The 25327-nt window shown below is 62.7% G+C and carries 24 protein-coding genes; 12 read left to right on the top strand and 12 right to left on the bottom strand.

What is annotated here, in order from left to right:
* The first annotated feature begins 84 nt into the window (after window positions 1-84).
* The gene (locus GY769_18970) at window positions 85-312 is read left to right on the top strand and encodes a hypothetical protein (protein MCP4204006.1); all 228 of its coding nucleotides are present in this window, start codon (window positions 85-87) and stop codon (window positions 310-312) included.
* A gap of 2 nt (window positions 313-314) precedes the next feature.
* Here the strand turns inward: GY769_18970 and GY769_18975 are convergent, their stop codons facing one another.
* Together GY769_18975 and GY769_18980 are read right to left on the bottom strand one after the other, a co-directional pair.
* The gene (locus GY769_18975) at window positions 315-971 is read right to left on the bottom strand and encodes a hypothetical protein (GenBank protein ID MCP4204007.1); all 657 of its coding nucleotides are present in this window, start codon (window positions 969-971) and stop codon (window positions 315-317) included.
* A 244-nt stretch (window positions 972-1215) separates the two neighbouring features.
* Window positions 1216-1608, bottom strand: a complete 393-nt coding sequence (locus GY769_18980) for a DUF4440 domain-containing protein (protein MCP4204008.1) — start codon at window positions 1606-1608, stop codon at window positions 1216-1218.
* Between the two features lie 189 nt (window positions 1609-1797).
* Here GY769_18980 and GY769_18985 point away from each other — a divergent pair, with 189 nt between their 5' ends.
* Entirely contained in the window at window positions 1798-2901 is a 1104-nt protein-coding gene (locus tag GY769_18985) for a DUF2891 domain-containing protein (protein MCP4204009.1), read from the top strand.
* Between the two features lie 5 nt (window positions 2902-2906).
* Here GY769_18985 and GY769_18990 read toward each other — a convergent pair whose 3' ends face one another.
* A complete protein-coding gene (locus tag GY769_18990; GenBank protein ID MCP4204010.1) occupies window positions 2907-4667 on the bottom strand; it encodes a DUF885 domain-containing protein in 1761 nt (586 codons plus the stop codon).
* Between the two features lie 179 nt (window positions 4668-4846).
* On the bottom strand, window positions 4847-6097 hold the full coding sequence (locus GY769_18995) for an OmpA family protein (protein ID MCP4204011.1): 1251 nt from the start codon (window positions 6095-6097) through the stop codon (window positions 4847-4849).
* A gap of 646 nt (window positions 6098-6743) precedes the next feature.
* On the opposite strand from GY769_18995, the gene GY769_19000 reads away from it, so the two are divergent.
* Together GY769_19000 and GY769_19005 are read left to right on the top strand one after the other, a co-directional pair.
* On the top strand, window positions 6744-7808 hold the full coding sequence (locus tag GY769_19000) for a hypothetical protein (GenBank protein MCP4204012.1): 1065 nt from the start codon (window positions 6744-6746) through the stop codon (window positions 7806-7808).
* 320 nt (window positions 7809-8128) lie between these two features.
* Window positions 8129-11005: a DUF5060 domain-containing protein gene (locus GY769_19005; protein MCP4204013.1), complete on the top strand. Its 2877-nt coding sequence runs from the start codon at window positions 8129-8131 to the stop codon at window positions 11003-11005.
* A 32-nt stretch (window positions 11006-11037) separates the two neighbouring features.
* Here GY769_19005 and GY769_19010 read toward each other — a convergent pair whose 3' ends face one another.
* Window positions 11038-12033: a hypothetical protein gene (locus GY769_19010; GenBank protein MCP4204014.1), complete on the bottom strand. Its 996-nt coding sequence runs from the start codon at window positions 12031-12033 to the stop codon at window positions 11038-11040.
* 131 nt (window positions 12034-12164) lie between these two features.
* Between GY769_19010 and GY769_19015 the strand changes: the two genes are divergently transcribed.
* Together GY769_19015 and GY769_19020 are read left to right on the top strand one after the other, a co-directional pair.
* A complete protein-coding gene (locus tag GY769_19015) occupies window positions 12165-12422 on the top strand; it encodes a hypothetical protein (protein MCP4204015.1) in 258 nt (85 codons plus the stop codon).
* A gap of 246 nt (window positions 12423-12668) precedes the next feature.
* A complete protein-coding gene (locus tag GY769_19020; GenBank protein MCP4204016.1) occupies window positions 12669-14015 on the top strand; it encodes a hypothetical protein in 1347 nt (448 codons plus the stop codon).
* 110 nt (window positions 14016-14125) lie between these two features.
* Here GY769_19020 and GY769_19025 read toward each other — a convergent pair whose 3' ends face one another.
* A complete protein-coding gene (locus GY769_19025) occupies window positions 14126-15847 on the bottom strand; it encodes an esterase family protein (GenBank protein MCP4204017.1) in 1722 nt (573 codons plus the stop codon).
* A 365-nt stretch (window positions 15848-16212) separates the two neighbouring features.
* Between GY769_19025 and GY769_19030 the strand changes: the two genes are divergently transcribed.
* Window positions 16213-16983, top strand: a complete 771-nt coding sequence (locus GY769_19030) for a hypothetical protein (protein MCP4204018.1) — start codon at window positions 16213-16215, stop codon at window positions 16981-16983.
* Window positions 16984-17258: 275 nt separating this feature from the next.
* Here GY769_19030 and GY769_19035 read toward each other — a convergent pair whose 3' ends face one another.
* Window positions 17259-17801 carry a DUF1572 domain-containing protein gene (locus GY769_19035; protein ID MCP4204019.1) on the bottom strand — a complete coding sequence of 181 codons (543 nt, stop codon included), beginning with the start codon at window positions 17799-17801 and terminating at the stop codon, window positions 17259-17261.
* Window positions 17802-17948: 147 nt separating this feature from the next.
* Between GY769_19035 and GY769_19040 the strand changes: the two genes are divergently transcribed.
* The 3 genes from GY769_19040 to GY769_19050 all read left to right on the top strand — a co-directional run bounded on the left by GY769_19040 (window position 17949) and on the right by GY769_19050 (window position 19175).
* Window positions 17949-18461 (top strand): DinB family protein, encoded by a 513-nt coding sequence (locus GY769_19040; GenBank protein ID MCP4204020.1) that lies wholly within the window; start codon window positions 17949-17951, stop codon window positions 18459-18461.
* A 70-nt stretch (window positions 18462-18531) separates the two neighbouring features.
* Entirely contained in the window at window positions 18532-18792 is a 261-nt protein-coding gene (locus GY769_19045; GenBank protein MCP4204021.1) for a protein transcription factor, read from the top strand.
* A complete protein-coding gene (locus GY769_19050) occupies window positions 18789-19175 on the top strand; it encodes a type II toxin-antitoxin system VapC family toxin (protein MCP4204022.1) in 387 nt (128 codons plus the stop codon). Before GY769_19045 ends, GY769_19050 begins: the two co-directional genes overlap by 4 nt.
* Here the strand turns inward: GY769_19050 and GY769_19055 are convergent.
* Window positions 19172-20662 carry a hypothetical protein gene (locus GY769_19055; protein ID MCP4204023.1) on the bottom strand — a complete coding sequence of 497 codons (1491 nt, stop codon included), beginning with the start codon at window positions 20660-20662 and terminating at the stop codon, window positions 19172-19174. The two genes, GY769_19050 and GY769_19055, sit on opposite strands and share 4 nt — an antisense overlap.
* 297 nt (window positions 20663-20959) lie before the next feature.
* Between GY769_19055 and GY769_19060 the strand changes: the two genes are divergently transcribed.
* Window positions 20960-22417, top strand: coding sequence for a hydroxylamine oxidoreductase (locus tag GY769_19060; protein MCP4204024.1), 1458 nt, complete (start codon window positions 20960-20962; stop codon window positions 22415-22417).
* A 113-nt stretch (window positions 22418-22530) separates the two neighbouring features.
* On the opposite strand, the gene GY769_19065 is transcribed toward GY769_19060, so the two are convergent.
* Together GY769_19065 and GY769_19070 are read right to left on the bottom strand one after the other, a co-directional pair.
* Window positions 22531-23013, bottom strand: a complete 483-nt coding sequence (locus GY769_19065) for a GntR family transcriptional regulator (protein ID MCP4204025.1) — start codon at window positions 23011-23013, stop codon at window positions 22531-22533.
* A gap of 10 nt (window positions 23014-23023) precedes the next feature.
* Entirely contained in the window at window positions 23024-23332 is a 309-nt protein-coding gene (locus tag GY769_19070; protein MCP4204026.1) for a helix-turn-helix transcriptional regulator, read from the bottom strand.
* 104 nt (window positions 23333-23436) lie between these two features.
* On the opposite strand from GY769_19070, the gene GY769_19075 reads away from it, so the two are divergent.
* Window positions 23437-24048, top strand: a complete 612-nt coding sequence (locus GY769_19075) for a GNAT family N-acetyltransferase (GenBank protein ID MCP4204027.1) — start codon at window positions 23437-23439, stop codon at window positions 24046-24048.
* A gap of 213 nt (window positions 24049-24261) precedes the next feature.
* On the opposite strand, the gene GY769_19080 is transcribed toward GY769_19075, so the two are convergent.
* Both GY769_19080 and GY769_19085 read right to left on the bottom strand, forming a co-directional pair.
* Complete coding sequence (locus tag GY769_19080; protein MCP4204028.1) at window positions 24262-25068, bottom strand: MBL fold metallo-hydrolase; 807 nt, start codon at window positions 25066-25068, stop codon at window positions 24262-24264.
* Between the two features lie 67 nt (window positions 25069-25135).
* Window positions 25136-25327: ATPase (locus GY769_19085; GenBank protein ID MCP4204029.1), on the bottom strand; the 192-nt coding region annotated here is incomplete at its 5' end.

The following is a 25327-nucleotide window of genomic DNA, read 5'->3' on the forward strand; positions in this document are numbered from 1 at the left end:
CAGCTTCGGCGGCTCACGCGGAGGGCTTGCATAATTCGGAGCGTAGATCCGAAGCCCTCGCTCAACGGAATCGAGTTGGATTCCGTGCCTGCCTCAGCCGTTCAGTTTGGCTGGGCACCTTCACTGATACTCGTCCTTCATCACGATCGTTGCGCCCGAAAACACCGCAAGATCCTCCTCCTCATCTCGGTGGCGGGGTACAGCGATGATCAGTTCCGCCCCCAGGCCGTAGTCGAGGTGGCTCGAAACGTCTACGTCGCCTTCCAGGACACCACCGACGGCCAGCGGGTGTTCTTCGCAAGGGCCGAGTAGAGTCAGCGTCCAGATGACTCCACGAGCGCTTTGATGACCTTGAGCATCTTGCGCTCCATCACGAACGATATGGGCTCTATCAGCAACTGACCTCCCATAAGCTTAGAGCGGAAATCGTCATTGTGGTGGTAGCGAGTTCGGGAGAGGAGTCTTGTGGTCCCATCTGGCTGCTCGAGGAGTAGGAAAGCCCAGCTGGTCGAGAGCACCGCGCTGCCGTCCGCTTCGGCGGGATTGCCGTGCAACACAAGAGTCGTGGGTTTTTCGACGATGGCTACGGTCATCGGCGGCGCCTCCACGTGCAGCTTGATCGGGTCGCCCGCTCGAATGTGCTGATGCTCTTCGAGGATACGAGAGGTGTTTTCGATCTCGCTCCCGGCGAGGTTCTCGAGCCTTTGATAGCTGTAGAATCCGCCTCGACCCTGGCCGATCTGAGCAATCCATGGCCAGATGTGCTCCGGCGTTGCGTTGATCGAAATCGCGTGATTGGCAGTCCATTTTGGATCGGGGACGAGTTCGTCGCCTGGATAGGATTCTTCGAGTTCTTCGTCGGTCGCTCCCCATCTCCGGCGTCGGGGCCTGAGGAAGGGAGTAACCATGGCGCTGCCGATCTCGATGCTTCCCTGAAGGGCTTCTATCAATGAACTCCCAAATCGTGTCATTGTGGCGCCTTCCAACCGCCCCCGAGCAGTCCCGTGTCCTGAAAAGAGGATAAGCGGGACCAGGTCAACGCGGTCTCTTACGAAATCTCACAACCTGCATTGTTGTAGATCGTAAACCTATCGCACCAAGAATGTCAGCCCTTCTGAGGACAGCCTAGTGGCTGATTCAGCTAGGCAACTCCTAGCTCCCTGTTGAGGTGCCGCAGGAGCCCCCGCTTAAAGGTGCCACCCTTTTCTTAGCCGCTCAGGCGTCCATAATCGCCGCGTCAACCGCGACTTTCCAGGAGCCGTCAGCTTGACGCCGAAGGACGACAAGACTCTTGCCTGTCTCTTTTGAAGCAGAGCCGCTGGCCGACGGAGCCTCAAACTCATATCGCACCGCGTAGTAACCCAGGTCGCCGCTCTCGCTGACGACGATTGGATCAGATCGCGTCAGCTTTGCACCAGCATACGCGCTCATCGCCGCCTTGATCTCGTCATGGCCTTGCAAAGGCTCTCGGGCGGCCAACAGGACCAGAGCATCCTCTGTGTAGAATTCCTCGCACAGAGCCTCATCACTACGGTTGAACGCGTTCACGAAACGGGTGATGAGCGACGCCGCTGCTTGTTCCAGACTCAATGGCTTCTCTTCGGACATAGACCCTCCTATCTCTCTGAATTTGGGTTCTTGAAGACGCCCTTCGGTAATCCGACGGCAAGTGACCCTTTCTCGCGAGGTAATTCAAAACGCTACGCCCGCCGACGCTGAGAATGCGCCACCCGAACGGGCGGGCGAAGGGAGAGGTCGCGCCGGGGGTGCCATCAGGCCCTGGGATATTCTGCGCGGATGAGAAATCGTCTGATCGCCAGTGCGCTGGCGCTCCTAACCGCTTTCACTTTGCCGGGCGGTGAGGCTCGGGCCGCGGCCGGCGAGGTCGACGGGGCGGTGGCGGCGAATCTGGCCGGCCTCGCGCTCGACTGCCTCCACCGCGAGTATCCCAACAAGATCGCGCACGTGCTCCAGGGCGACGGCGACGTGCGTCCGCCCCGGGAGCTGACGCCGGCGTTCTACGGCTGTTACGACTGGCACTCGGCGGTGCACGGCCACTGGCTCTTGGTGCGGCTGGCGCGGACGCAACCCGCGGAGGAGTTCGCGGCGTCGGCGCGGGCAGCGGTGGCGAAGAGCCTGGAGCCGGCAAAGATCGCGGCCGAGGCCGAGTATCTCTCGGGGGAGGGGAGAGTGTCGTTCGAGCGGCCGTACGGCCTCGCCTGGCTGCTGCAACTGACCGGGGAGCTGCGGGAGTGGGACGACCCGGAGGCGGACGCGTGGGCGCGGCAACTCGCGCCCCTCGAGAAGGTGGCGGCCGATCGGATTCGCGAGTGGCTGCCAAAGCTCACGCATCCGATCCGGGTCGGCGAGCACTCGCAGACGGCCTTTGCTTTCGGCCTCATCCTCGACTGGGCCCGGATTGCGGGCGACCCTGACATGGAGGATCTGCTCGCGGGCCGAGTTCGGGATTTCTATCTTTCGGATCGGGACTGTCCGCTCGCCTATGAGCCCTCGGGGCAGGATTTTCTCTCGCCTTGCCTGGCCGAGGCCGATCTGATGCGACGGGTTCTCGATGCGATGCCCTTTGCTTCCTGGCTGACCGGATTCTTACCGGGCATTCCGATCGACGGATTCGGCGCGTGGATCGAGCCGGCGGTGGTGACCGACCCGACCGACCCCAAGCTCGCACACTTGGACGGTCTGAACCTGAGCCGGGCGTGGATGATCGAGGGAATCGCCTCCGGCCTGCCGGAAGAGGATCCGCGGCGTGACGCTCTCGAGGCGACGGGGCTGCGCCACCGGCAGGCCGGTCTCGCGTCGGTCACCGGTGAGCACTACGAGGGCGGCCACTGGCTGGGGAGCTTTGCCACATACCTGGTCACTCGGAGGGGCATCGAGTGAACCGGCTAGCCCGTGTTCTCCGAGATCCACTCATCGACGATCGACTCGAGCACGGCAATCGGGACCGAGCCATTGCCGACGACCGTGTCGTGGAACTTGCGCAAGTCGAAGTCCGGACCGAGGGCGGTTTCGGCTCGCTTGCGTAGCTCGCGGATCTTCAGCTCGCCGATCTTGTACGACAGCGCCTGTGCAGGCCAGGTGATGTACCGGTCGATCTCACGAGTCGTCTCGAGCGTGCTCGCCGCCGTGTTGTCGAGCATGTAGTCGATAGCCTGCTGCCTGGACCAGCCGAACGCGTGCATGCCAGTATCAACGACGAGTCGCACGGCCCGCCAGATTTCGTAGGTCAGGCGCCCGAAGTCGCTGTAAGGATCCTGATAGAAGCCCATCTCTTTGCCGAGTCTTTCCGAATAGAGTCCCCAGCCCTCGCCATAGGCGGAGTGATACAACGTCCGGCGAAAATCGGGTAGCCCGATCTCCATCGCGAGTGCGGACTGCAAATGGTGCCCCGGCACACCCTCATGAAGGGTGAGCGATTCCAGGGTATAGAAAGGCTGTGCGTCCAGACTCTCCGTGCCGACGAAGTACGTGGCTGATGTGGTCCCATCGCCGGATGACGGCATATAGAAAGTGCCGCGGTTCGGATTCGCGCTGATTCTGTAGGTACCACGCGGCAGGAGCGTGAAGAAACGGGGCAGCTCACCTTCGGCAGTCTTGCTGATCAGCGCCGCCCGCCCCAACAACTCGGGAATGCTCTTCGCGTAGAACGAAGGCTCTTTCCTCAGATACTCGAGGAACGCCCGAAAATCGCCCTCGAAGCCGACGGATTCGATGATCGCCTGCATTTCACCGCGAATTCGTTCGACCTCCGACAGACCCAGTCGATGGATCTCTTCCGGCGTCATGCTGGTGGTTGTGAAGTACTCGATCAGGTACTGGTAGTAGTCGCTGCCGCCTTCGAGCACCGTAATGCCGACTTCCTTCCGGCAGTTCGGAAAATAGTCGAGCTCGAAGAACTGCTTCAGTTCCCGATAGCCGGGAACGACGACGTTGTTGATGAGTGCCGTGCCTTTGTCGATGTACTCGGCCCGGCGAGCGTTATCGATGTTCGAAGGAAACGACTCGAACGGCACGAACAGCTCGCTGTCGGTCGGCTCCGAAACGATGTGGGTATCAATGGTCGCGCCGTAGCCCGCAATGCTCTCGCAGTAGTGCGTGTAGCCTGTTTCGACGCCTTCTCTCAGCTCAGCGATGCGCTCCCGGTTGTAGCGCGTGAAGTCAGCGAGACTGACCAGGTACTTGTCGTAGTCCTCGCCGGTGAGAAAAGACATGTTGGCCGGGGCTTCGGCAAAATAGGTGTGATAGCCGAACAAGCTGGTAATCGGAAACCGGTGATCATAGAAGTTGTAGCTGTCGCGCTCGGTTTTGCGTTCATACTCGAATAGTCGATACGAAACGCGATCGTTCCTGCCGAGCAGCTCCGCGTCGATCTCGGCGAGCTTCTCCAGCATCAGCTCGTTGAATTGCTGTCGCCGTATACGCGCCTCCGTGGTGTGCTCCGAGAGCGGGCCATCCATTCGCCAGGCGTCGGGATCGTTGCGGAAGTAGATCTTCTCTTCGACGGAACGGCTCCAGTGCTCATCAAGCAAGGCATGGAACTCATCCGCCGCGGAAGCCTCTGCGTTGTCGAGTCCAGTTGTCTCGGATACGCACGAAGAAAGCGTGAGGGAGAACATGGCGGTGAAGATGATCAGTGCTCGGCGCATCTGGGGCTCCAGTGATTGAATCGGGTAGTCGAGCCGATCCTAGAATAGGGAAAAGGGGACAGGCACCCTTTTTCCCTCTTCCCCCCGAGGAGGATGCCTGCCCAGGTGGGGTCAGAGGACTTTGCCCAGGAGGGTCGCAAGATCTCGAACCGCGCGACCGGGAGGAAAGCAATGACGGCTCAAGTCTCGGAGCAGCTGATCTCGACCCGGCGGTTTAGCGTCCGAGCCGTCTCCGTGTTGTCGGGCGAGATCAGAGGCTGTGACTCGCCCAGGCCGGTGGCGGAGAGGTTGGCCGCCTCGAAACCGCGCTCGGTCAGGTCCTTCACGACCGACTGCGCACGTCGCTCGGAGAGGTCGAGGTTGTGCTCCGCTGACCCCTCGGTCGAAGTATGACCGACAATCGAGACCTTCTCGGCCCCCTCGGCGACCAGCCGGTCGTACAGATCCGTCAGCACCTGCTCGGATTCGGGTCGGATCACTGCCGAGTCGACGTCGAAGTTCACGTAGACCGAGGCCCCACAAGCCTTCGGTTCCGGTGGCGCCTCGGAACATGGCGTCGAGGTGACCGTCGGGTCGTCCACCGCTGTGCGCGGGGCAAAACGGCCCTTGTTGCGAGACCAGAGCCCCTGAATCGAGCCGTCCTCGGCGGCGACGAAAATGAAGGCGCTCGGACGTCCGTCCTTGGTGTCGACGCCCGTCGCCCGGGCGATCGCACCGTTGACCGTCCCTTGGAGCTCGATTCTGCCGAGACAACCGGTGATCGTTGTCCCGGTCTGGCTTAGCTCGAGCGGGATCCCCTGCTTGTCGAGGCGTTCGGCGGTTCGGAAGTCCCAGATGCCGTCGAAGGCGGTCGAGAGCTCGCGTGGTTCCTGGGTGCCGTTGCCGATGAGCTCGCTGAACCAGATGTTGGTCTTTCCTTCCTCGCCCTCGCCGAAATGGATGCCCCCGTCGAAGTGGATCTTGATCCAGCGAACCGGTGTCAGGATCTCGGGCAGGATCTCGGTCAGCTGCTCGTCCGGCCCGTGTGTTTCGAGCTCGAAGGCGGCCAGCTCCTGGTAGCCGCTGTCCGGTCCCTCCAGCGAACCCGAGACCACCACGTTCTTGACGAAGGTCGTGTTACCGGGCTGCTCCACCACGTTGGGCACCGCGAAGCGATCGAAGGTGGTCTTGGCGGGGAGCTTGAAGACGAACTCGACCGGTAGTTGGCGATCGCCGGCGAGAGCCATCCTGTAGGGGTCGCCGTTGATCGCCAGGAGAGCGCCGCTGGCGCTGCCGCCGGCGAGTCCCTTCTGGCTGACAAACACCGTGCCCCGACCGAAAGTCAGCAGATCGGGTCGTTCCTGGTTGTCGGAGGGTTCTTCCTGGGCCGAAGCTCCGGCCGCGAGAAGAAAAAGCAAAAGAGACAGCAGGTAGGCGAGGCTCTTCTTCATGCTTGGGATGATAGCTGACCTTTCTCCAAGATCAGCTCTGCCACTATGAGTGCCACCCTCTTCTTCACTTTGAGACAAACCGTGCCTGCGCTCCATCCTAGTCAACAAGTCCAAGCAAAGCTCATTCGGAGTACGAAAGGTGGCAGCTGTTGACTGAAGAGCGAAGTCCGAAGGTTGAACGTCCGAAATGCAAGTGGCTCATTTCGGGGATCATTCTGCTGGCGATCCTTGTGGTACTGGCATTTTTCATTCCTGTTCTTTGCGCGACGACGCCCGTTGGGGCCGCCGGAGGAGCCGTCCCGGCCGGAGCCTCGACGGTCAACGGCACCCCAGCGGCTCTTACGAACCCACCGGTACCTGTCCCCGCTGGTGCTACCTGCACACCTGGCGTGGGCACCGCCTGCACAACCGCTGGAGCCGCTTGCTTCTTCTGGTTGGACACGTGCGTGGACACGTACCACCTGGCCACGGGACGCTGCGACTGCCGCTGCGTGTAGAAGAGCAGATTTGGAAGAAACGGGTGCCCTCTAGCGAGCACCTCTAGCGGAGAAGGAGTCACGACAATCCGTTTCAAGCATTGGGCCGTAGTTCAGTACCGAAGTCTCTGAAAACCCAATGTGTGCGAAAGGCTCCGGATGAAGTCGCGATGCGTGTGATCAGCGCGGCCGCGGCGGCGTTGATTGTCAGCCTGAGTTTCTGTGACCGTCCGGCATCGGCGCAGGGCGGCCCGTTCCCAGACGGCCCGGCCGTCAACACTTGCCCGTGGTGGAGTGTGGTGAAGGCACTGGCCGGGCTACCAGACGTTGAATCATCGCGTCTCAGAATCTTCCTCGACGACGAGGCGGCGGTAGCCAGACGGTTCGTTGCCTTTGCGGCGATGTCGGCTCTCGCGTACCAGGGCGGTGACGCTACAGATCTCGCGTCGCCGCGGGACGCCGAGGTTTGGGACCGGCTGACGGAACTGCTGCGTCGTCAGGGCTGGGCGCTGTTAGTGCATGAGCTTGTGCCCTCACGCCAAGATGAGACCGGACTCTTTTTCCGCGTCTGGGTGAGGGACGAAAGAGAGATCGCGATCGCGTTTCGAGGGACGGACGGTCTCGAGGACCTAAAATCCAATGGCCGATGGCTCCTGCGTTGGGGCGAGGATCAGTACCCGCGAGCACGTCAGGCTGCGCGGCGCCTCGTCGAGACGGCAACCGAAGAGCTCTTTCCTGGGCGAGAACTGGTCTTTTATACGACCGGGCATTCGCTCGGCGGTGGTCTGGCCCAGCATGTCTTGTACGACCAGCCCGGCCGGTTTCTGCAGGCGATCGTCTTCAATTCGAGCCCGGTGACTGGCGAGAAAGGCTTCTCAAAGGAGCAGCGACGCGAGGCCTGCAGCTGCAGGCCCCAGCTGGGCGCTGAGTCTCGCATCTATCAGATCAACGAGTCGGCGGAGTTTCTCGCCGCGATTCGCGGCGTGGTCCGCGGATGGGGCGGAATGTCGAGGCCGCTTCGGCGGCACCAGCAGAGCCTGACGTTTCGCTTTTCGTCGAATGATCCGTTCTCGCAACACTCGATCAATCAACTTGCACTCAATCTGCTCGAGCTCGCGGGTTCGGATCGGGCTACGCGGCCGGACTGGTACGTCGGGAGCGGTGCATGTGCAGGTCGATTCGAGGACTGCCAACGGAAGGCCTGCGAGGTGAGCCGAGGGGTTTGTCCGTTCTGACGTGGCTCGGCGCAAGATCTCCCATGCCTTGGCCCATGAGGTAACGCCCTTCTCTCAGCAGTTCTCGGGAAGAAAAGGGGACAGGCACCTTTTCTTCCCAGGTGCCAGCCTTCCTCTAGTTGAAACCCTCGCTTTGAAGAATGTCGCAACCCAGTCGTTCTTCTGAATAGCGGTTCGCTGGCGGAAAGCAGAATCTGGGCCCTGGGGCCAGGATTATTCCGGTTCGCCCGCGTCAGGCCGCGAGGTCAGCCTTGTAGACTCGATACCTAGTGTGACCTGCGCCGCCGTGCAGCGTTCGGGGTGCCGAGTAAGGTCCTTCAATGCCGGGACGCCACTTTGCTCTCCTAGCCCTGCTTCTGGTCCCCGCCGCCTCGGCTGAGGCCCAGGTTCCGGTGGGTCAATGGGACCGCCACATCGTGTCCCTCGGCAACGCCACGTTCTCGGGCAACCCGTTCGAGCTCGAAGTCGACGCCACCTTCACCCACACCACCAGCGGTACCCAGCTCGTCCTGCCCGGCTATTACGCGGGCAGCGAGACGTGGGAGCTCGCCTTCATGCCCACGAAGATCGGCGAATGGAGCTGGGTGACTTCGTCGAGCGACTCGGACCTCGACAATCAGACCGGCTCGGTCGACTGCATCGCCTCGGCCCGCCGCGGACTGCTCTCCTCCGCCGGCAAGAAATGGCGCTATTCGGACGGGGGGTACGTCGTGCCGATCGGCGTCTTTGCTCAGCTCATGCACGGAGCCGGATCGACCACCGAGGTCGAAGACTTCGCCGACTTCCTACGGGCCAACAACATCCATCTCGTGAACTTCCGTTTGTGTGAAGACGACGTCTGTTTCGACAGCGTCGCCTCCAAGACGATGGACCTCGTCCTCTGGGACCGGCTCGAGGAGCGTCTCGAGATCCTGGCGGAGCGCGGCATCGGCGTAGACGTGATGCTCTACACCGACGATGGCGGGCAGCCGACCTTCGGCGGCCAATCGGCCACCGAGGCTTTCCTAGTCCGCTACGCTGTGGCTCGGCTCGCGGGTTTTCCGGTCGTCCTTTTCAACAGCGGCATCGATATCTGGGAGTACCGTGGCTCCGCCGCCACCTGGCACGACTGGTACGGCAACCTGGTCAAGTCCCTGGACCCCTACGGCCGCCCGGTGTCGAGCCGAGGACAAAGCGGCCAGGACACGTCGTTCATGAGCGCCGGCGTGAGGACGTACAACAGCGTCGGCGAGCGGAACTCGAAGTTCAGCCGGATGCTCGCGGCCTTCAATGCCGCGGCCGAGGCCACGGCCAACAACGACAACTTCGGCGAGGACCGAACCGGCATCAACGGGCATACGCCGGGCGACATCCGGCGAACGGGCTGGAAGGCGCTGCTCGCCGGCGGTGTCGGATTCCATGTGCGCCACAACGTCGCGAACGACTGCGTCAGCGGTCCCTCGAACTGTGACAATCCGTTCACGGTCGCCGGTATCGAAACCCAGCTTGATTCCGAGCAGTGGCTCCGGCTCGTCCAACAGTTCACGGACCAGAGGCTTGCCGGGGTCTTCGGCTCTCTCTTTCCCGAGGGCTCTCTGGTCGGAAACGGCTGGGCCATCGCCGACCCCGCACGCACCACGATCGTCTACCTCTACCTGGGCGCCAACGACACTTGGGACTCCGGATCGACCAACCCGCTTCAGGTGAAGCTCACCGGGCTTCTGGGCGACTACGACGCGACCTGGTTCGATCCCCGAACCGGGCTCGAGACTTCGGTCGGGATTCTCGCGGCAGGTTCGGACTATGAGCTCACGCCGCCCAGCACGGATGACTGGGTTCTCCTGCTTCGTGACGAGAACGCGGCCAGCCGAACCCTGACGATCACGCCTCCGAGCGATGGCTCGGTCGCGAGCTCGCCACCGGGCATCGACTGCGGCACGGACTGCGAGGAAGACTATATGTTCGCGAGCGAGGTCGACCTTTCGACAACTCCCGACTTCGGCTTCGAGTTCGACGACTGGACCGGGGATCCGGACTGCTGGGATGGGCGCGTTTGGATGGTCGTCGACACCACCTGCGGCGCTTCGTTCATGGCGTGTATGGTCGCCTCCATTGTTGACCTTCCACCCCAGACCGTAACCGGAATGCAGCTCTTCGAGGCCTGCAACGAGCTGCGGGCGGGGGCGGGCGGTTTCGTGGTGGGCAGCACCGGCGACGCGACCTTCAAGGCCGGCAACCTCATCCGACTAGACAACGGCTTCTCTGTCGAAGGCACGCTCGTGGCCCAGATCGGCGACGCGATTCCGCCCGGCGACCCGCCGCCCGCGGCGCCGAACCAGCTCACAGCGCTGGCGGGAGACGGACAGGTGAGCCTGGACTGGCTGGATAACACCGAGCCCGACCTCGCCGGCTATCGCGTCTATCGGTCGACGACCTCCGGTGGGCCTTACACCGATGTCTCGAGCCTGATCGCACCGAGCGACTACGTCGACACCACGGTTACCAACGACACGACCTATTACTACCGGGTCATAGCCGAGGACGTCAGCGCCAAAGCGTCACCGTTCTCGAACCAGGCCACGGCGACACCGAGGTCGGGGCTCGCCGGGCATTGGCGCCTGAACGAGGGCTCGGGACCGGTCGCCTCGGACGAGACCGGCGCGAGCGACGGCACCGTAGTAGGTGCCGGCTGGGTTCCCGGTGTACCCGGCTCCGGTGAAACGGCGCTCGACTTCGACGGCAGTGCCGATCACGTCTTAGTCGCCAACACCTCGGCTCTCGACATCACCGGGACCGAGATCACACTCGCGGCCTGGATCTATCCGCATACCGGTGGCGTCGCGGTGGGCTCGCGGATCATCTCGAAGCGCACCGATGCCGGAGGCTCGGACGTCTACGCTCTCTACACCGAGGGAAACCGCATCCGCTTCCGCCTCGACGGTCAGGACATGATCTCGGACTTCGTCTTCACCAACAACGAGTGGCTGCACGTGGCCGCGGTCTACAACGGCGTCGACAAGCGGATCTACGTGAACGGTGTCCTGGACGCCGCGACGCCGCAGGCGAAGACCGACGCGATTGATTCGTCCGCCCGAGCCGTCCACTTCGGCAAGCGCGAGGACGAGGACCGGTTCTTCGACGGGCTCATCGATGAGCTGCTCATCTACGATCGGGCGCTGAGTGCCGCCGAGATCGCCGCGCTGGCCGCCGGTCCGTAAAGTCGGAAGCGAAGGCAGAGCAACCGCCTTTCCTAAAGGAGTGGTCTGTCACCGCTTGTGCGCTGATCCGGAAAGTACCCGGGGTCCATCTGGTCCAGAAGCGCGACGGTGAATCCGCGGTAGGTCACCGGAATCGGGAGGAGGACTACCGTCCCGATGTAGGGAATGATCACGAGGAGTAGACCGATGCAGCAGGTCAGCAGACCGGCCACAACGACCACCACCATGGCCGCGAGGCCGAGCAGCAGAAGAAACATCCCGGAGAGCAACAGCGCCCACGGGTGTCGGCGGAAGAGCTCGCCAAAGCGGCTCCAGGCGTCCAGGACCCTCAGGTCGTAGCGGTACATCAGGGGCACCACGAAGCCGTCGAGGAAGTACTGAATGTAGGCGGCGATGAGGACGACGAGAACTACACCCGGCAGCAAGACGATCAATCCCAGACCGGCCCCGGGCGCGCCGAAGGTCATACCCGAGCCCGAAGTGATGGCGATCACCAAGAGCACCGCCCCGAGCACGATGACCATGAACAGGCCGTAGAAAGCGAGCTGGAAGCCGAAGTGCGAGTTGCCGAGACGCCGATAGCGGTTCCAGGGCCGGACCACCTCGGCTCGGTCGTGCACGACGTTGTCGAGAAACATGAACTTGCCGCGTGACGAGAGCCAGAGGATCACCACAAGCAGCGTGAGCAGAAAAAGGCAACCGAAGACACCCGCCGCGAACCAGAATGGATGCTCGAGCAGCCACTGGACCCAATGATCCCAGTCGGGCCAGTCGGTTCGCGTCTCCAGCCTCGCGCTCGCGGGCATAGCTTCCGAGCCGCCCGAGGCCCAGACCTCCGACTCGCTCGAGTCCGCCCCGCCGCCGACATTCCAGCTGAAGCTCTGCCCACCCTGCGCCAGTCCCGCCAGCCAAGCGGTGAACCCGAGCACCATCCACTTCTTGAGGTCGAACGGACGGAACAGAATCGTCTTCATCCGATCCCAGGCATCGGACAGGGCGTCAGTGAGCGAGATGCGGTTCTCCGTCATGGGGTGGGGGATCGATCCCAATCAGGTTACCTCAGCTCTATACCGAAGGTCCTGGTGGACAGTTCGTGCGGAGTCCCAGTCTTGATCAGCGGCGCAGGATAATCCGGGAGTCCGAGAAGAAGCTCCTTGTGATGCACATGGTCCGCAACGTGGGTCAAGAGGACATGCAAGAGATCTTCTCCGAGTACCTCGCAGACCTGCCTGATCGCGGAAACAACGCCCAAGACAGGCAGCGCCTAGTGAGAGCTATTCCAGGAGCAGAAAAGGGCGATGAGTTGGAGTTCCTGTGGCTTCCCGATAGCTTGGCTTTCTTGGTTGGTGGAGTGAGGAAAGAAGAATTCGAGAACCCGGTGTTGGCGGCTGCACTATGGTCAGCTCTTCTGGAATGACTATCTGGGGAGGCAATACGTAGCGCTGCTGGGAAAAGCGTGCGAGATAGCTAGCCGAGATAGAGGTGCCACCCTTTTCTTGGGCTGCGAACTCGATCTCGAGCATTCGGCTGGTGGTGTAGAGGTGCTGTAGAGGTGCCAGCCACCTAATCCGGGGAATTGGGTGTCGGCCGCAGACCCGGTGCTGGGATAGGTGTCTGGCACCTTGGACAGCTCTTGATAGGGTTCGGGCTGGAGGTACCGATCATGCTCGAGACTTCCGTCCGATCCCGTACTGCGGCAGTGGCGGGCATTGTCGGCCTGCTCGGGACACCCTTCTCAATCGGCTTGCCGGGCGGTGCCGCTCCACTATTCGCCGCCCCCGACGGCTTCTCCGCCATCGAACTACCACCCGTCGAAACCCGAATGGGAGATTTTCGTGACGTCCAGCCGACCGGGATCGACAACAGAGGCCGCGTTGTCGGGGGCGCGTCGCTCTGGGAGGAAGAAAGCCCCTTCTCTTTCGACTATTGGACCGGCTTTCGTTTCGATTCTGACACCGGCGTTTCGAGCGTCGTGGATCCCTTCGACACTCTGGTCACTGACGTCTACCTCGTCAACCGCAGAGGGACCTCGTTCGGCGAGACTTTCCGTCCGGCGTACTGGCGCGGAAAACTGCGTACAGAGCTTTTTCTCTACAACCCCGACTCCGGTTTCGACCTGCTTCGAAAGGGTTCCAAGCGGTGGATCCGAAACGGTTTCATCTTCCACGATCTGACCGATGGCGGCAATCTGGCCGGCGTGGCTCGCCCGCGCGCCGGAAAGAGGCTAGCGGCTCTGCTCTACCTCGGGGACCGCGGATGGATCGACCTTGCTAAGCAGTACGGACGGCTTCCCGGGTGGGTCGAAGAGATCCGGGTCAACGACGCCGGTGAGTTCGCCCTCGAGATCTATCCCAACGTCCTGATCCCGGGCCAAAGGAAGAGCCTCGAGCGCTTCGGACCGGAGGGGTTCGAGTTCTTTTTGGAGGAGCTGGGCGCCAACGGCGAGGTGATCGGATACTACACACGGCCGGCGCTTCATAAATACGATAGCGGTGGTCCGCCCCGGCCCTACGTCCACACGCCCAAGCAGGGCTTTGTGGACATCCTCCCGAGCGGATTTGAAAGTGGCTGGGCGCGGTGGATTTCGAAGGCCGGCGTCGTCCGCGGAACAGCGATACGTGATCGATCCGGCGACACGGTGTTCAGCTGGGACGCGGCCGGGGGGTTCGAGTCGGTCAACTTGAAGGAGGCCTTCGAGGACACAGGCAGCGAGCTCACCTTTCGACATGCCACGGTGATCGACGTGAACGATCGCGGTGACTTCATCGCGGAGATCAAGACGCGGCGGCCCTGGAGTACTCCCAGGTGCACGGTGACCCGCAAGGGAGTGCTCTTTGTCTATTTCGACTCGGGCCAGGGGCTGGTCGACCTGCAGCAGGTCATCGACGAAAACGGCCTCGATCTCGAGATCTTCGACGTGGTCGATCTGAACGACCGGGGAGAGGTCGTCGCCCGCGCGTGCCGAGGCCAGGATCAGCCCCGGACGGGCGTGTTATTCGTGCCCCGCTAGAGAATCGTAGTTCGGCAGCTGTGATCGAGATGCGGTTCTCGGTCATGAGGTGGGGGATGGAGTAGGTCCAGAGAGGGCGCGGCTCTCATGGCCAGAGGCCCGGCATCACATCAGGGAAGGACGGTTCCGTTCGGTGCCGACCTCGCGAGCCGTTGCATGATTCGCGGCAGGTAGAACGTGTTGTAGCGCAGCCGCGAGAGATGGTTGCCGTTTTCGTGGTCGCCGTTCCAGCAATGCTCGGCGCGGTCACCGTAGTCCACGACGCCTCCGTAGTAGGGCTCTGTGGTCGACTCCAGGAATTCCTCCATCAGATAGACGGCGTTGTTCAGATAATAGTTGTCCATGTCGCCGCAGTAGATGTGCAGTTTGCCCTCGAGCTCTGGGCCCAGGGTCTTCCAGTTCTCCTCGAGCACTCGCCGCAGATCGTACCTCTTCCAGTGCTCGGCCACTTCGTGATCGATCTCGCCGGTCCGCTTGTCCCAGATCCGCGCGGGGTAGCCGTCTTTGCCGACCGGTGAGTAGACCGCTTCCCAGATGTCGAACTGATCGCCGGATCGGCCTTTCGTGCCGAGAGCCAGCTCGAGATGGTTGTTGTCCCGAACGGTTGCTGTGATGTGCCCCAGGTAGTCTCTCTGGGCCGGACGTTCGGTTCGACCGAACGGGCCTTCCTGCCAGTAGGCGTTCGAATCCTCGTAGATGTTCACCGTCATATAGGCCCGGAAGTCGATCGGGTCCGGGCAGGCGCCGAAGGCGCCGTTGTACTCGTCGGGGTAGAAGATCTGTGCGGCCAGAGCCTCCCAACCACCAGTCGAACCACCATAGAGGAAGCGGCTCCACCCCTCGCCGATTCCCCGGAACCGTTTCTCGATCTCCGGCACGAGCTCATAGGTGATGGCATCGCCATAGGGGCCGAGGTTCGCAGAGTTCACGGCGTAGGAGTCGTCGTAGAACGGGTTGGCGTGCTGGATCTCGACGATCAGGAAGCGCGGGAAGTTCTCTGAGGTCCACTTCCGATGGAAATCATAGGCTTCCTGCTGCTGCACGCGGTTGTAGCAGTCGATCTTGAAGCGCTCGCTGTAGGTGCACTCGAGCTCCGGGTCGGGCGGCTCGGTACGAAAGCCGCCGAAGTCGGCGGGAAAGTGCCCGTGGAAGATCATGAGTGGGTAGCGGGCGTTCGGGAGCTCGTCGAAGCCTCGCGGAACGAGCACGTGGGCGCCGAGAGTCATCTCCCGACCCCAGAACTCTGAGAGTCGTTCGCTCTTGATCTCGATGTGACGGATGTACTCCGTGTCCTCCGGGGGTGTGATGGGGGGGATCACCTGGTCGAGCTCGATCAGCAGGCTATTCTCCGCCTGGGGATCGATCTCGACCTCTTGGGGATTGCTGTAGAGATTGCCGGGCTCGCTGTTCCAACGCTGACCGGCTTTCCAACTGGCGGGCAGCTTCAGCGTGTGGCCATCGGCCCGCGTGAAGGTGTCGTACCGGTGGAGCACGGCTTGAACGTAGTACTTGCCGCGCTTCAAGTCCCCCAGGCGGCGGACGGGATAGCCGAAGGTTTCGGTACCGAAGACCGCAAGGTCGCCGGGCTTCATCCCGTTCGCATCGACGCCGAAGATCTGCATGCTGCGGGTGACGTCCCAGCTGATCTGGTTACGCGGCTCGTCCTTGTCGTCGGTCGAGAGCAGAAGCAGCACGCGGCCATCGATCGCCTCCTCGCTCTGCTCGGCTGAAAACGAGACGGCGATCTCAAGGGCGGCGGCCGGCACGGAGAGCAGCAGCGGCGTCAACATGAGTGATGCGCGGACGAGTCGAATCATGGCAAGACCTTTCATCGTCATGGGTTGGATCATGTTAGCGTGGCTAAAAGCCACCTATTCTCGGGGAACCTGGTCGTGGTGTGCTGATCGCCGGGTGGAGTTCACTGGCCGAGCGAGTGATGGTGGCGAGAAAGCAGGGTCCCTCGCCCGCGATGCGCAGCACTCCGTCCACGCAGTCCCGGGGGGACTAGGTGCCACCCTCTTCTAGAAGGGCTCCTAGGAGGGCAGGTAGAAATTGGCTCTTTCTGGTCTTTGCATGACGCTGTCAGGGGCAAGTTGGAGTCAACAACCGGGGAGGCGTTGTCGGGGGCGGAGATGTTGGCGCTCTCTGTAGAGGCGAACGACTCGACGTCTCGCCGTGAGATACCCTCGCAAGGACAATGGGGCGCGGTATTCGTCTCTTTCAGGTTCTCGGCGTCAATTCGGTGCCGGCCTTCGGGGTGCTGGCCTCGGAGTGGACCGCCTCCACGGCGCTCGCACTCTACTGGTGCGAGAACGTCTTCATCGCACTCCTTGTCGGTCTTCGCCTTTGGCTGCACCGCCGCTCGACCGAGAAACGAGGACACTGGGAGGCGGGGTTGTCGTCGGGTATGCGAAAGGCGGGGAGCGGTAGCTTCCTTTGGGAGTTCCTGTCGACCGCGCTGATTCTTACGGCCGGTCACGGGCTGTTTCTAGCGCTGATTCTCTTTCTCGCGATCCCCGAGAAGTTCCCCGACGCCGCGGGCGTCGATCCTATAGCGGTTCTCCAGGGGCTGGGCGTCATCTCGATCTTCCTGCTCCTGGGCTTTCTCTACGACGCGATCGGGCTGGCATCGCGCACATTCGCTTGGGTTAGGCGGCTCGCGAACCTTGTCCTCGGGCGCGTGATCGTCGTCCATCTGACAATCATATCCGGCATGGTGGGAATGGAGTGGCTCGGAGGACCGCGCGGCTTCTTCCTGGTTTTCGCGGGCTTTAAAACGCTGAGCGACGTCTCGGCGATGACCGGTGGCGGCCAGCCAGCCGCCGGCAAACCGCCAGGCTGCCTCACGGCGCCGATGCGACTTTTTGCCGGCGACGCGAAGGCGAGGCGGTTCGCACAGCACTACGAGACCCAGCACGGGTTGGAGAGGTGGGCGGAGGGACAGTGGGAGGAACGGCGGGAGGAGTGACCTCCGCCGGCAGTGGGTCGGCCGCGCGATAGGTGCGAGATTAGAGGTGCCCCACCGACAGGTGCCCCCACCGACAGGTGCCCCCACCGACAGGTGCCCCACCGACAGGTGCCACCCTTTTCGCCCCCCACCGACAGGTGCCACCCTTTTCGCCGGATCGGCGATCAGCTCCGAAGAGCCGTCACCGAATGTGCGTCTAACAGGCTGGGCACGAACTCTTCAGTATGATGCGCATTCCACAACAACCCGACTGTTTGAAAGGTGTTTCCGCATCGTTACCCGCCCCAGTCGCCCCACCTCTCGCGCATTCTGGCGTTATGCGCCTCGGATTTGCCCGGCGCGATGCTGAGCGTCTGCCAGCTCTCACCCGCGAGGTGTCGAGCGAGCGAGATGATCTGGCCCGTGTGGTAGGCGAGGTGCGTGAGATTGCGCTGGATAGCCTGGACCACCGTCAGCGGCTCGCCGCGTATCGTGACGGTTCTTTCGAGATCCCCCGGTCCCAGGCTCTCGAGTGTGTCGAAGGTGATCCGCCAGCCCTCGTCCCAGGTCGCCCGGATCGACTCCGGCGTCTCGTCCTCGACGATGAACTCGCCGTCGCGGTTCCGATCGGCCTTCTCGCCGTCGGTTGTCAGGAAGTCCCGCCAGCGTGAGCGGTGGTTGCCGCCCAGGTGCTTCATTTGGGCTGCGAGGCACAGCGGGATCTCACCGACGGTCTCGAAGAGCTGTTCGTCGGTCACCTGGGCGATCGCTCGCTCACACTGGTCTTTCCGGTACCGGTATTGAGCGAGAACCTCGTCCAGCCAGGCGGCCCCGTTCATGACGATCTCGTTGGTTTCGAGTCGATCACCGTGGGCGGCACTATACCTGGTCGCGATCGGTTGATGGCCCCAGCTAGAGGTGCCAGCCACTTATTCTGGGTGCTGATGCCGGCGGCGTTCTATGATGTGCCGTGAAGGGAGCCCACGTTGGATATCCTCACCTGGAGGCCCATTCTCTGGCAGCAGTTCGGTGCCGCGATCGAGATGCTCGAGAACGCAGTTTCCGAGTGTCCCGAAGAACTGTGGGTGGACGACTCCAAGAAAAACCCAGTTTGGTATCTGGCCTTCCATACACTCTTTTGGCTTGACCTTTACCTGACCGGCCAGGTGGAAGGCTTTTGCCCGCCCTCGCCTTTCACTCTCGCTGAGCTGGATCCTGAGGGCGAGCCCCCGGAACGGCCCTACACACGGGCCGAGCTCCAGAGCTACCTCGAACACTGTCGCATGAAGTGCTACAAGACAATCGAGACGCTGACCGAGGAGGAGGCCCGTCGACGCTGTTCGTTCGGATGGGGTGAAGTCAGTTTTGCCGAGCTGCTCCTCTACAACCTGCGCCACGTACAGCACGGAACCGCGCAGCTGAACCTGCATCTTCGACAGACCATTGATTCAGTGCCGGCTTGGGTAGCCCGGACAAAGGCCGACGCGAAAACACCCTGAAGCCACCTCACCCTAGAGGTGCCACCTTCTTCTCGAGCCGGGCCCGGGGTATTGGCCGGTGGCGCGGCTCGTGCCCTTCGATGGGCCGCGCCGCGCGAGGCCCGCCGGTGAGGTGCGCGAGACCGAGGCTCGGTATCCGGCAGCTGAATTGGCCGGGGCACCCAAGATCGAAGATCGACGGTCCGTTTTCGACAGCCACGAGCGCAAGGCGGCTCTGGTACGTGCTCTCGAAGAGACCGTCTGGCCTCGAATTCCCGAGGACCAGATCGGCAAGGGCGTTCCAAAGCGGGAGCGCGAAGAGATCCTAGGCTATGCGGAAGAAGGCTCTTGATTCTCGACAGCTCCGCGCTCTTGGCGCTGATCTTTCGCGAGCCCGGACACGAGCGACTGCTTGATGTGGTCGCCCATGTCGACTGGCTTGGCGTTGGAGCGCCGACTTGGGCGGAAGCCGGGATCGTGCTCACGGCTCGCCTGGGGCCGGATGCACGGCCGACACTGGCTCTGCTGCTCGAGTACTTCGATCTTCACATCGTTCCGTTCGAGGCGGCCCATGCGCGCGTGGCTAGAGAGGCCTTCGAGCGCTACGGACGGGGCCGCCACAGGGCCGCTCTCAACTTCGGCGATTGCCTGACCTACGCGACCGCAAAGGTCTCGGGTCTGCCGCTTCTCTTCGTCGGCCAGGACTTCGCCTTGACGGATCTCGACTCGGCCTAGGGAGGCAACAGATCCGGGTCGATGGTGATCGTCAGCTGGCCGTCCTGCCGGACGGAAAACCCGTTGCGAATGATGATCTTCTTGCCGACTGTCGCTCTCAGGTGGCCCGACGGCCCCCACACGTTGAGGCCCGGCCCCAGCCAAAAGTACTCGCAGATCGACAGGGGCCGATGAGTCGTGACCTGCTCGTCGCGCAGGACGAAATCGACGCACTCCCCGTACTCGAACGCGCCGCTGTCGCAGTCTCCCTCGCGCGGGATGCCCCGCTGGTCCGCGGGGATGTCACAGGCGCCCGCCGCGTCGATCGCGTTGCTGGCGTTGTAGAGAGCATGGGTCTCTGTGGGGCCGCCGTTGTCTTTCAGTGTCGCGTCGAGACCGGTCACCTCGTCTCCGTGACATCCGAAGTTATTCAATCCATCGTCGATAAACAACTCGCTGCAATGATCGCCCCCGATGCTGTTGGCCATGATCGTCGACTCGACCCAAGCCTCGCTGAACGGATCGGCGTCGATGCCGGCATAGATCGGAGGCAACGGGCCGTCGGCCTCGTTCCCGGAGAAAGTCGACAGCTCCACCGTCAGGCTGTCGCCACTAAAGATAGCGCCACCGCTGTGGGCCTTGTTACCCGAGAACGTCGAGTCGACAATGTACGCTTCAGTACCAAAGCCGTTATAGACCTTGAGACCGCCGCCGCCGCCGCTCTGAGCCTCGTTGTCGGAGAACAGGCTGGACACTACCGTCAGGTTGCCCCAGTTAGCGATGCCCCCACCGCTGATCGCTTCGTTGCCTTCGACAGTGCACTTGCTCAATGCCACCGTGCCGTGGGACTCGTTCAGCATTGCGCCGCCGGCGATCTGCGCTTCGTTCCCCTCGAGCGTCGTGCGCAACATCGAGACCGTCGAGCCGAAGGTGTTGTAGACCGCGCCGCCGTCCCCAAAGCGGGAGGTGTTATCGAGCAGAGAACTGTCCTCCGCAGCGAGTGAACCGTCGTTGTAGACCGCACCTCCCTCGCCGCTAGCCTCGTTGAACCACAGCGTGCTGTTCTTCAGGTGCACGAACCCTTCGTCGTTGTAGACAGCCCCGCCGTCTCTGTCTCCATAGCCTCCGAACAGGATCACGTTGTCGAGCGTCAGGATCCCAGAGGGTCCCACCTCGAAGAAGCGAAACGGGTCCGCCCCGGGGGCTCGGAAGATCACATTGTTCCTTCCGTCCAGAACCACTTCACTAAGAATCCGGGGCAACCCGTTCGGGCCGTTGTCCAGGTCCTCGTAGACCGAATCGAGCTGCACGACTGAGGTCAGAACGATGCGATCGGCACCGCTCCCCGCGGGACAGTCCCCGGAAACAGCGTCCGCGTTGGCCGCCAGAATCGCATCGATCAGCGTGCACGTCCCCTCCACACGGATCTCCGCCGCTCCGACCGCTCCACAGACCAGGAATCCGAGAAAGAAGCCGGCGGCGGCTGCAGCGTGGCGCCCACGAACCATCGATGGATCCTCTCGATAGAGTTCCTTCCTCGCCAGATCCAAGGTTTCCGGATGAGCTATGGGATCGCAACACCCGCCCAGGCGGGGAGCCTTAGCGACCTTTTGGGGTGGGTGGAAAAGGCCCCTGTGAAATGCGGTGACAGGATACTCATTCCCCATGCCCAATAGTCGCCAGTCGCCTATCTGTAGAGCTAAACTCGTCATCATGACCGGGGCTACGAAACCCCGACACCGCCGATTCGGCGAGTCTCTCTCGCCAGCCGAGCTGATCCCGCCATCCGGCAGAAAGGAGCGTTCGTGAGATCACCGCTTTCATTCCGTCTCGCCTTGCTTACCGTCCTGGTAGTGCTCGTCGCAGGGCCGTCGGGTGCCGACAAGGTGACCCCGACCACCATGTCGGAGGAGTCTCTCCTCTGCGTCGAGTGCCACGCCGACACGACCGCCGGGATCTATCAGCAGTGGGGTCGCTCCAAGCACTATAGGGGCAACGTCGGCTGCTACGAGTGCCATCGCGCTGACGAGGCCGACGCCGACGGCTTCGGTCACAACGGCTCGACGATCGCGATCATCGTCTCGCCCCAGGACTGCGCCCGCTGCCACGAGAAGGAGCGCAATGAGTTCGATGAGAGTCATCACGCCAAGGCCGGTTTGATTCTCGGCTCGCTCGACAATTTTCTGGCTGATGTCGTCGAGGGCGACACGAACTTCTACGGCGGCTCGGCTCTGACCGTCAGCGGCTGCAAGCAGTGCCATGGCGCGGTTGTCGAGGTCAATGACGATGGTTCGCTCAAAGCTACCGGGTGGCCGAACACGGGCATGGGCCGGGTCAACCCGGACGGCTCGATCGGCGCGTGCACGGCGTGTCACCAACGCCACGAGTTCTCCGCCGCCCAGGCTCGGCGTCCGGAGAACTGCGGCAAGTGTCACCTCGGTCCCGATCATCCGCAAAAGGAGATCTACGAAGAGTCCAAGCACGGGATCGCCTTCGAAGCGCACGAAGACGAGCTCAATCTCGACAGCCCCAAATGGGTTCTGGGTGAGGACTACACCGCGGCGCCAACCTGTGCCACGTGTCACATGTCGGCCGTGCGCACTTCCGATGGCGACTTCGTTCCCGTAACCCATGATGTCGGATTGCGGATCAGCTGGAACAACCGTCCGCCGGCATCGATCCGTCCGGAGGTCTCTGACGCCAAGCTCGGCCTGACAAAAATGGCGGCGGTCGGCTGGAAGACGCGACGGGCCAACATGATCGAGGTCTGCACCGTCTGCCACACAAGGCCCTACGTCGACAATTTCTACGAGCAGTACGACGGCGTCATCGAGCTCTACAACAGCAAGTTCGCTGAGCCAGGTCTGGCTTTCATGAAGCTGCTGAAGGACAACAACCTCGTCACCCCGGTCCAGTTCGACGAGCAGGTCGAATGGACCTGGTGGGAGATCTGGCATCACGAAGGCCGGGTCGCGCGGCACGGCGCATCGATGATGGCGCCCGACTACACGCATTGGCACGGTCTCTACGAAGTGGCAAAGCACTGGTACTCGAAGTTCATACCCGAGCTCCGGGAGATCGTGGAGACGAACCTCCATTCCGAGGACCCGACCCGTGTCGAGGCTGCGCGGCGATTGGCGCAGGCGATCGACGATCATCTGGCTCGTCCCGAGCACGCCTGGTACACGGGCAAGCTCAGTCCGGAGGAGCAAGAGAAGCGTCGTCTTGCCCAGGAGGAGTTCAAGAAGCGTTATGGGAATTGAGCGCTTCCGCTCGGCCAGCGCGTGTAGCTTCTCAAACGCGGTGACAGGATACCCGTTTCAGCAAGGATAGAGGCAACTCGAGCCAGGCTGGGTTAGTCGGATCGAGCCGGACGTCACCCGCGCGTGGCCTGCTCCTCCACGGACTTCCACTGCTCGTCCGAGAGGGTCTTGCCGGTCTCGAGCAGCGTCTTCAGGTTGCAGAACACCGCGGGCCACCCTTCTTCAATGCCGGTCTGCATGTCGGACTCGGGCTCCAGGCCGCTGTGGATGACTTTGATCTTCGTGTCGGGGCCGAGGGGTGTGAGCTCGAAGGTCACGGTCGAGACCTTGGTCTCGTCTTCCGCCTCGTTGGGGCGGGACCAACTGATCACAAGGCGTCGCGGCGCTTCGACCTTGAGCACCTTGCCGACGATGTCGACCCGGCCGCTTCCGTCCGAGCTGACGTGCTGCCAGGGCGAGCCGACGGTCCAGTCCGACTCGTTGGTGTGTTTCCAGTAGAGCGGGGTCAGCTCCCGGTCGATCAGGCCGTTCCAGACCTTGTCGATAGGGGCGGCGATGTAGGACACATACACGAAATCGGGAGCTCGGTCAGGCATGGCGTTTCTCCTATGCGCTCTCCAGGTGTTCTTTGAAGTCGGCAAGGGCTTCGAGGCGCGCGTCCTCGAACTTGCCAACCCAGCGGCGGACGATGTCCCCGAGGGGGACCGGGTTCAGGTAGTGGAGCTTCTCCCGCCCGTGCCGGTGCGTGACGACGAGGTTCGCCGACTCGAGCAGCCCCAGGTGCTTGGCGACGGCCTGCCGCGACATCGGCAGACCGCCGGCCAGCGCCGTGAGGGTCAGCCCGCGCTCGGCGAACAGGCGATCGAGCAGTAAGCGGCGGCTCGGATGGCTTAGAGCTCGGAAGACGTCGTCCACGGGAGCCACTATATGCAACCAAAAGGTTGCATGTCAACTGCGCTAGATTGGGCGTTCATCCTCCACGATGAGAAACGGAAGGAGCAAGACAAGGGATAGCGATCATGCGCCAGCACTCGACAACGCTCCGAGCCGCCAACCCCACGCTCGACGAGGGCCGGGAGTTTGCTCGCTACCTCGACCAGGCAGCCGAGGGCTTCTTCCGCTTCATGCTCGGTCGGCGCGCCGTGGACGTTATCGCGACGGCGTTCACGCGGCCCGACCACGACCTCTCCTACCAGAACGTGACCTTCGCTGAACGTGACGAAATCACCGTGGGAATGGTCTCGGGCTACACCGCCGAGCAGCATCACCGTTCCTCGGACGGGCCCCTGAAGCGGGCTGCGGGCAGGTTTCCTCTGCGGATGACGGTCGTATCCATAGTGTTCGCACCGCTCCTGCGAATCATCGACACCGTCGGCGATGGCGATTTCTACCTCCAGGCCATCGCCGTCGACCAGGACCTTCGTGGCGAAGGCGTCGGTTCGACCTTGATGGACTCGATCGAGGACCGGGCGGCCGCCAGCGGATCAACCCGACTCGCCCTCGACGTCTCAGCAGCTAATGAGGGCGCGCGCAAACTCTACGAGCGCCGCGGGATGGCCGTCGAGTCGCAGTGGCCCAAGCGCGTGGCCATACCGGGCCTGAGGTTCCTTCGAATGACGAAAGCTCTCTGAGTCTTGGAGGGACACCTTTCCGATTCGAGGCGCCCTTGGATTACGAGCTTTCGGCGACCAAGCCGGTAGACCTCAAGCCGATGCGCTTGGCTTTCATCCGGCACGTCGGACCAGGGTCGAGTCTCAATCACACCGACATCTACCTACCGGTGATACCGAGCTAGCTATGCTCTACCTGCGTTACTCATTTCCGCTGGCGACCTGGACCAGACACTAGGAGGTGCCCCCGGCGAGGCACTGGGCGATGAGGTTCCGCTTCGAGAAGTGCCCGAAGCTCGCTCGGCTGATCATGTCCTCGGGGCCGAGGAGCTTTCCGGTTATGGCTCGCACCGACAGCCCTTGGGCGGAGAGCGCCAACGCCTCCTCGCGCAGCGCGACCAGATGGTCGAGCTTGGCCCGGAGCGCCTCGTGCGCCGGCTCGACGACGCCGCGGTGCGAGCACAGAAGGGTTCCGAACTCGTAGGTCAGAACGTGCTCGAGACCGCTGATGATCCCAGCCAGGTCTTCGTCCCGGCGCAGATAGCGAAGCCTGCCGATGAAGACATCGGCTCCGAAGAGAACGCCGCGATGCCGGTCCAGCAAGCAGGTCATGTCCGGCGAGTGGCCGGCGAGCAGAACGGATTCGAGTACCGTGCCGTCCTCGAGCTCGAGCTGGGGCGGCAGCGGCCGGGCGACGACCGGCGACGGCCGGCCCCAAACGACGCGGCGATAGAGCTGTACGGGGAAGCCCCCGGCGAGCAGTTCGAGGCTCTCCGGCGGCGCGAACAGCGGCAGGCCGGTCGCCGCGGCGAAGCGCTCGAGGTTGCCGGCGTGGTCCTCGTGATGATGGCTGACGACGACTCTGGAGAGGGGCTGCTCATCGGCGAACCGCCGGACAACCTGCCACTCGTTCGGGGGGCCGGTGTCGATCAGGGTCTCGCCCAGACGCCACAGAATGCAGGTCGTGTTCACGCGTCCGCCGAAGCGTCCGACGCGGATGCCCCGAACGTCGCGCCAATCGATCCGCTCGTGCAGGCTCATCGCACCTCTCAAAGGACTCCGTCAGCGCTCCCAACCTACCTCATTCTAAGGAGAGGCCGCGGGTCTCTCAGTCTCGCGCTTCGTCCGAATGCGCGCTGCGGACGCGGCCGGCCGCCCAGGCGCGCAGGCCCTCGACTTTCTCGGCCATGGTCTGGGCCAGTGGTCGGGTGGCGCGGATCTCGCCGAGGAGCAGGTCGTCGTCGAGCTCTCGCTCGGCCGCGAAGGCCGTGAACAGGGCCGCGACCACGGCCTGCTCGAG

It is taken from the genome of bacterium (assembly GCA_024224155.1).
GTDB lineage: Bacteria > Acidobacteriota > Thermoanaerobaculia > Multivoradales > JAHEKO01 > CALZIK01.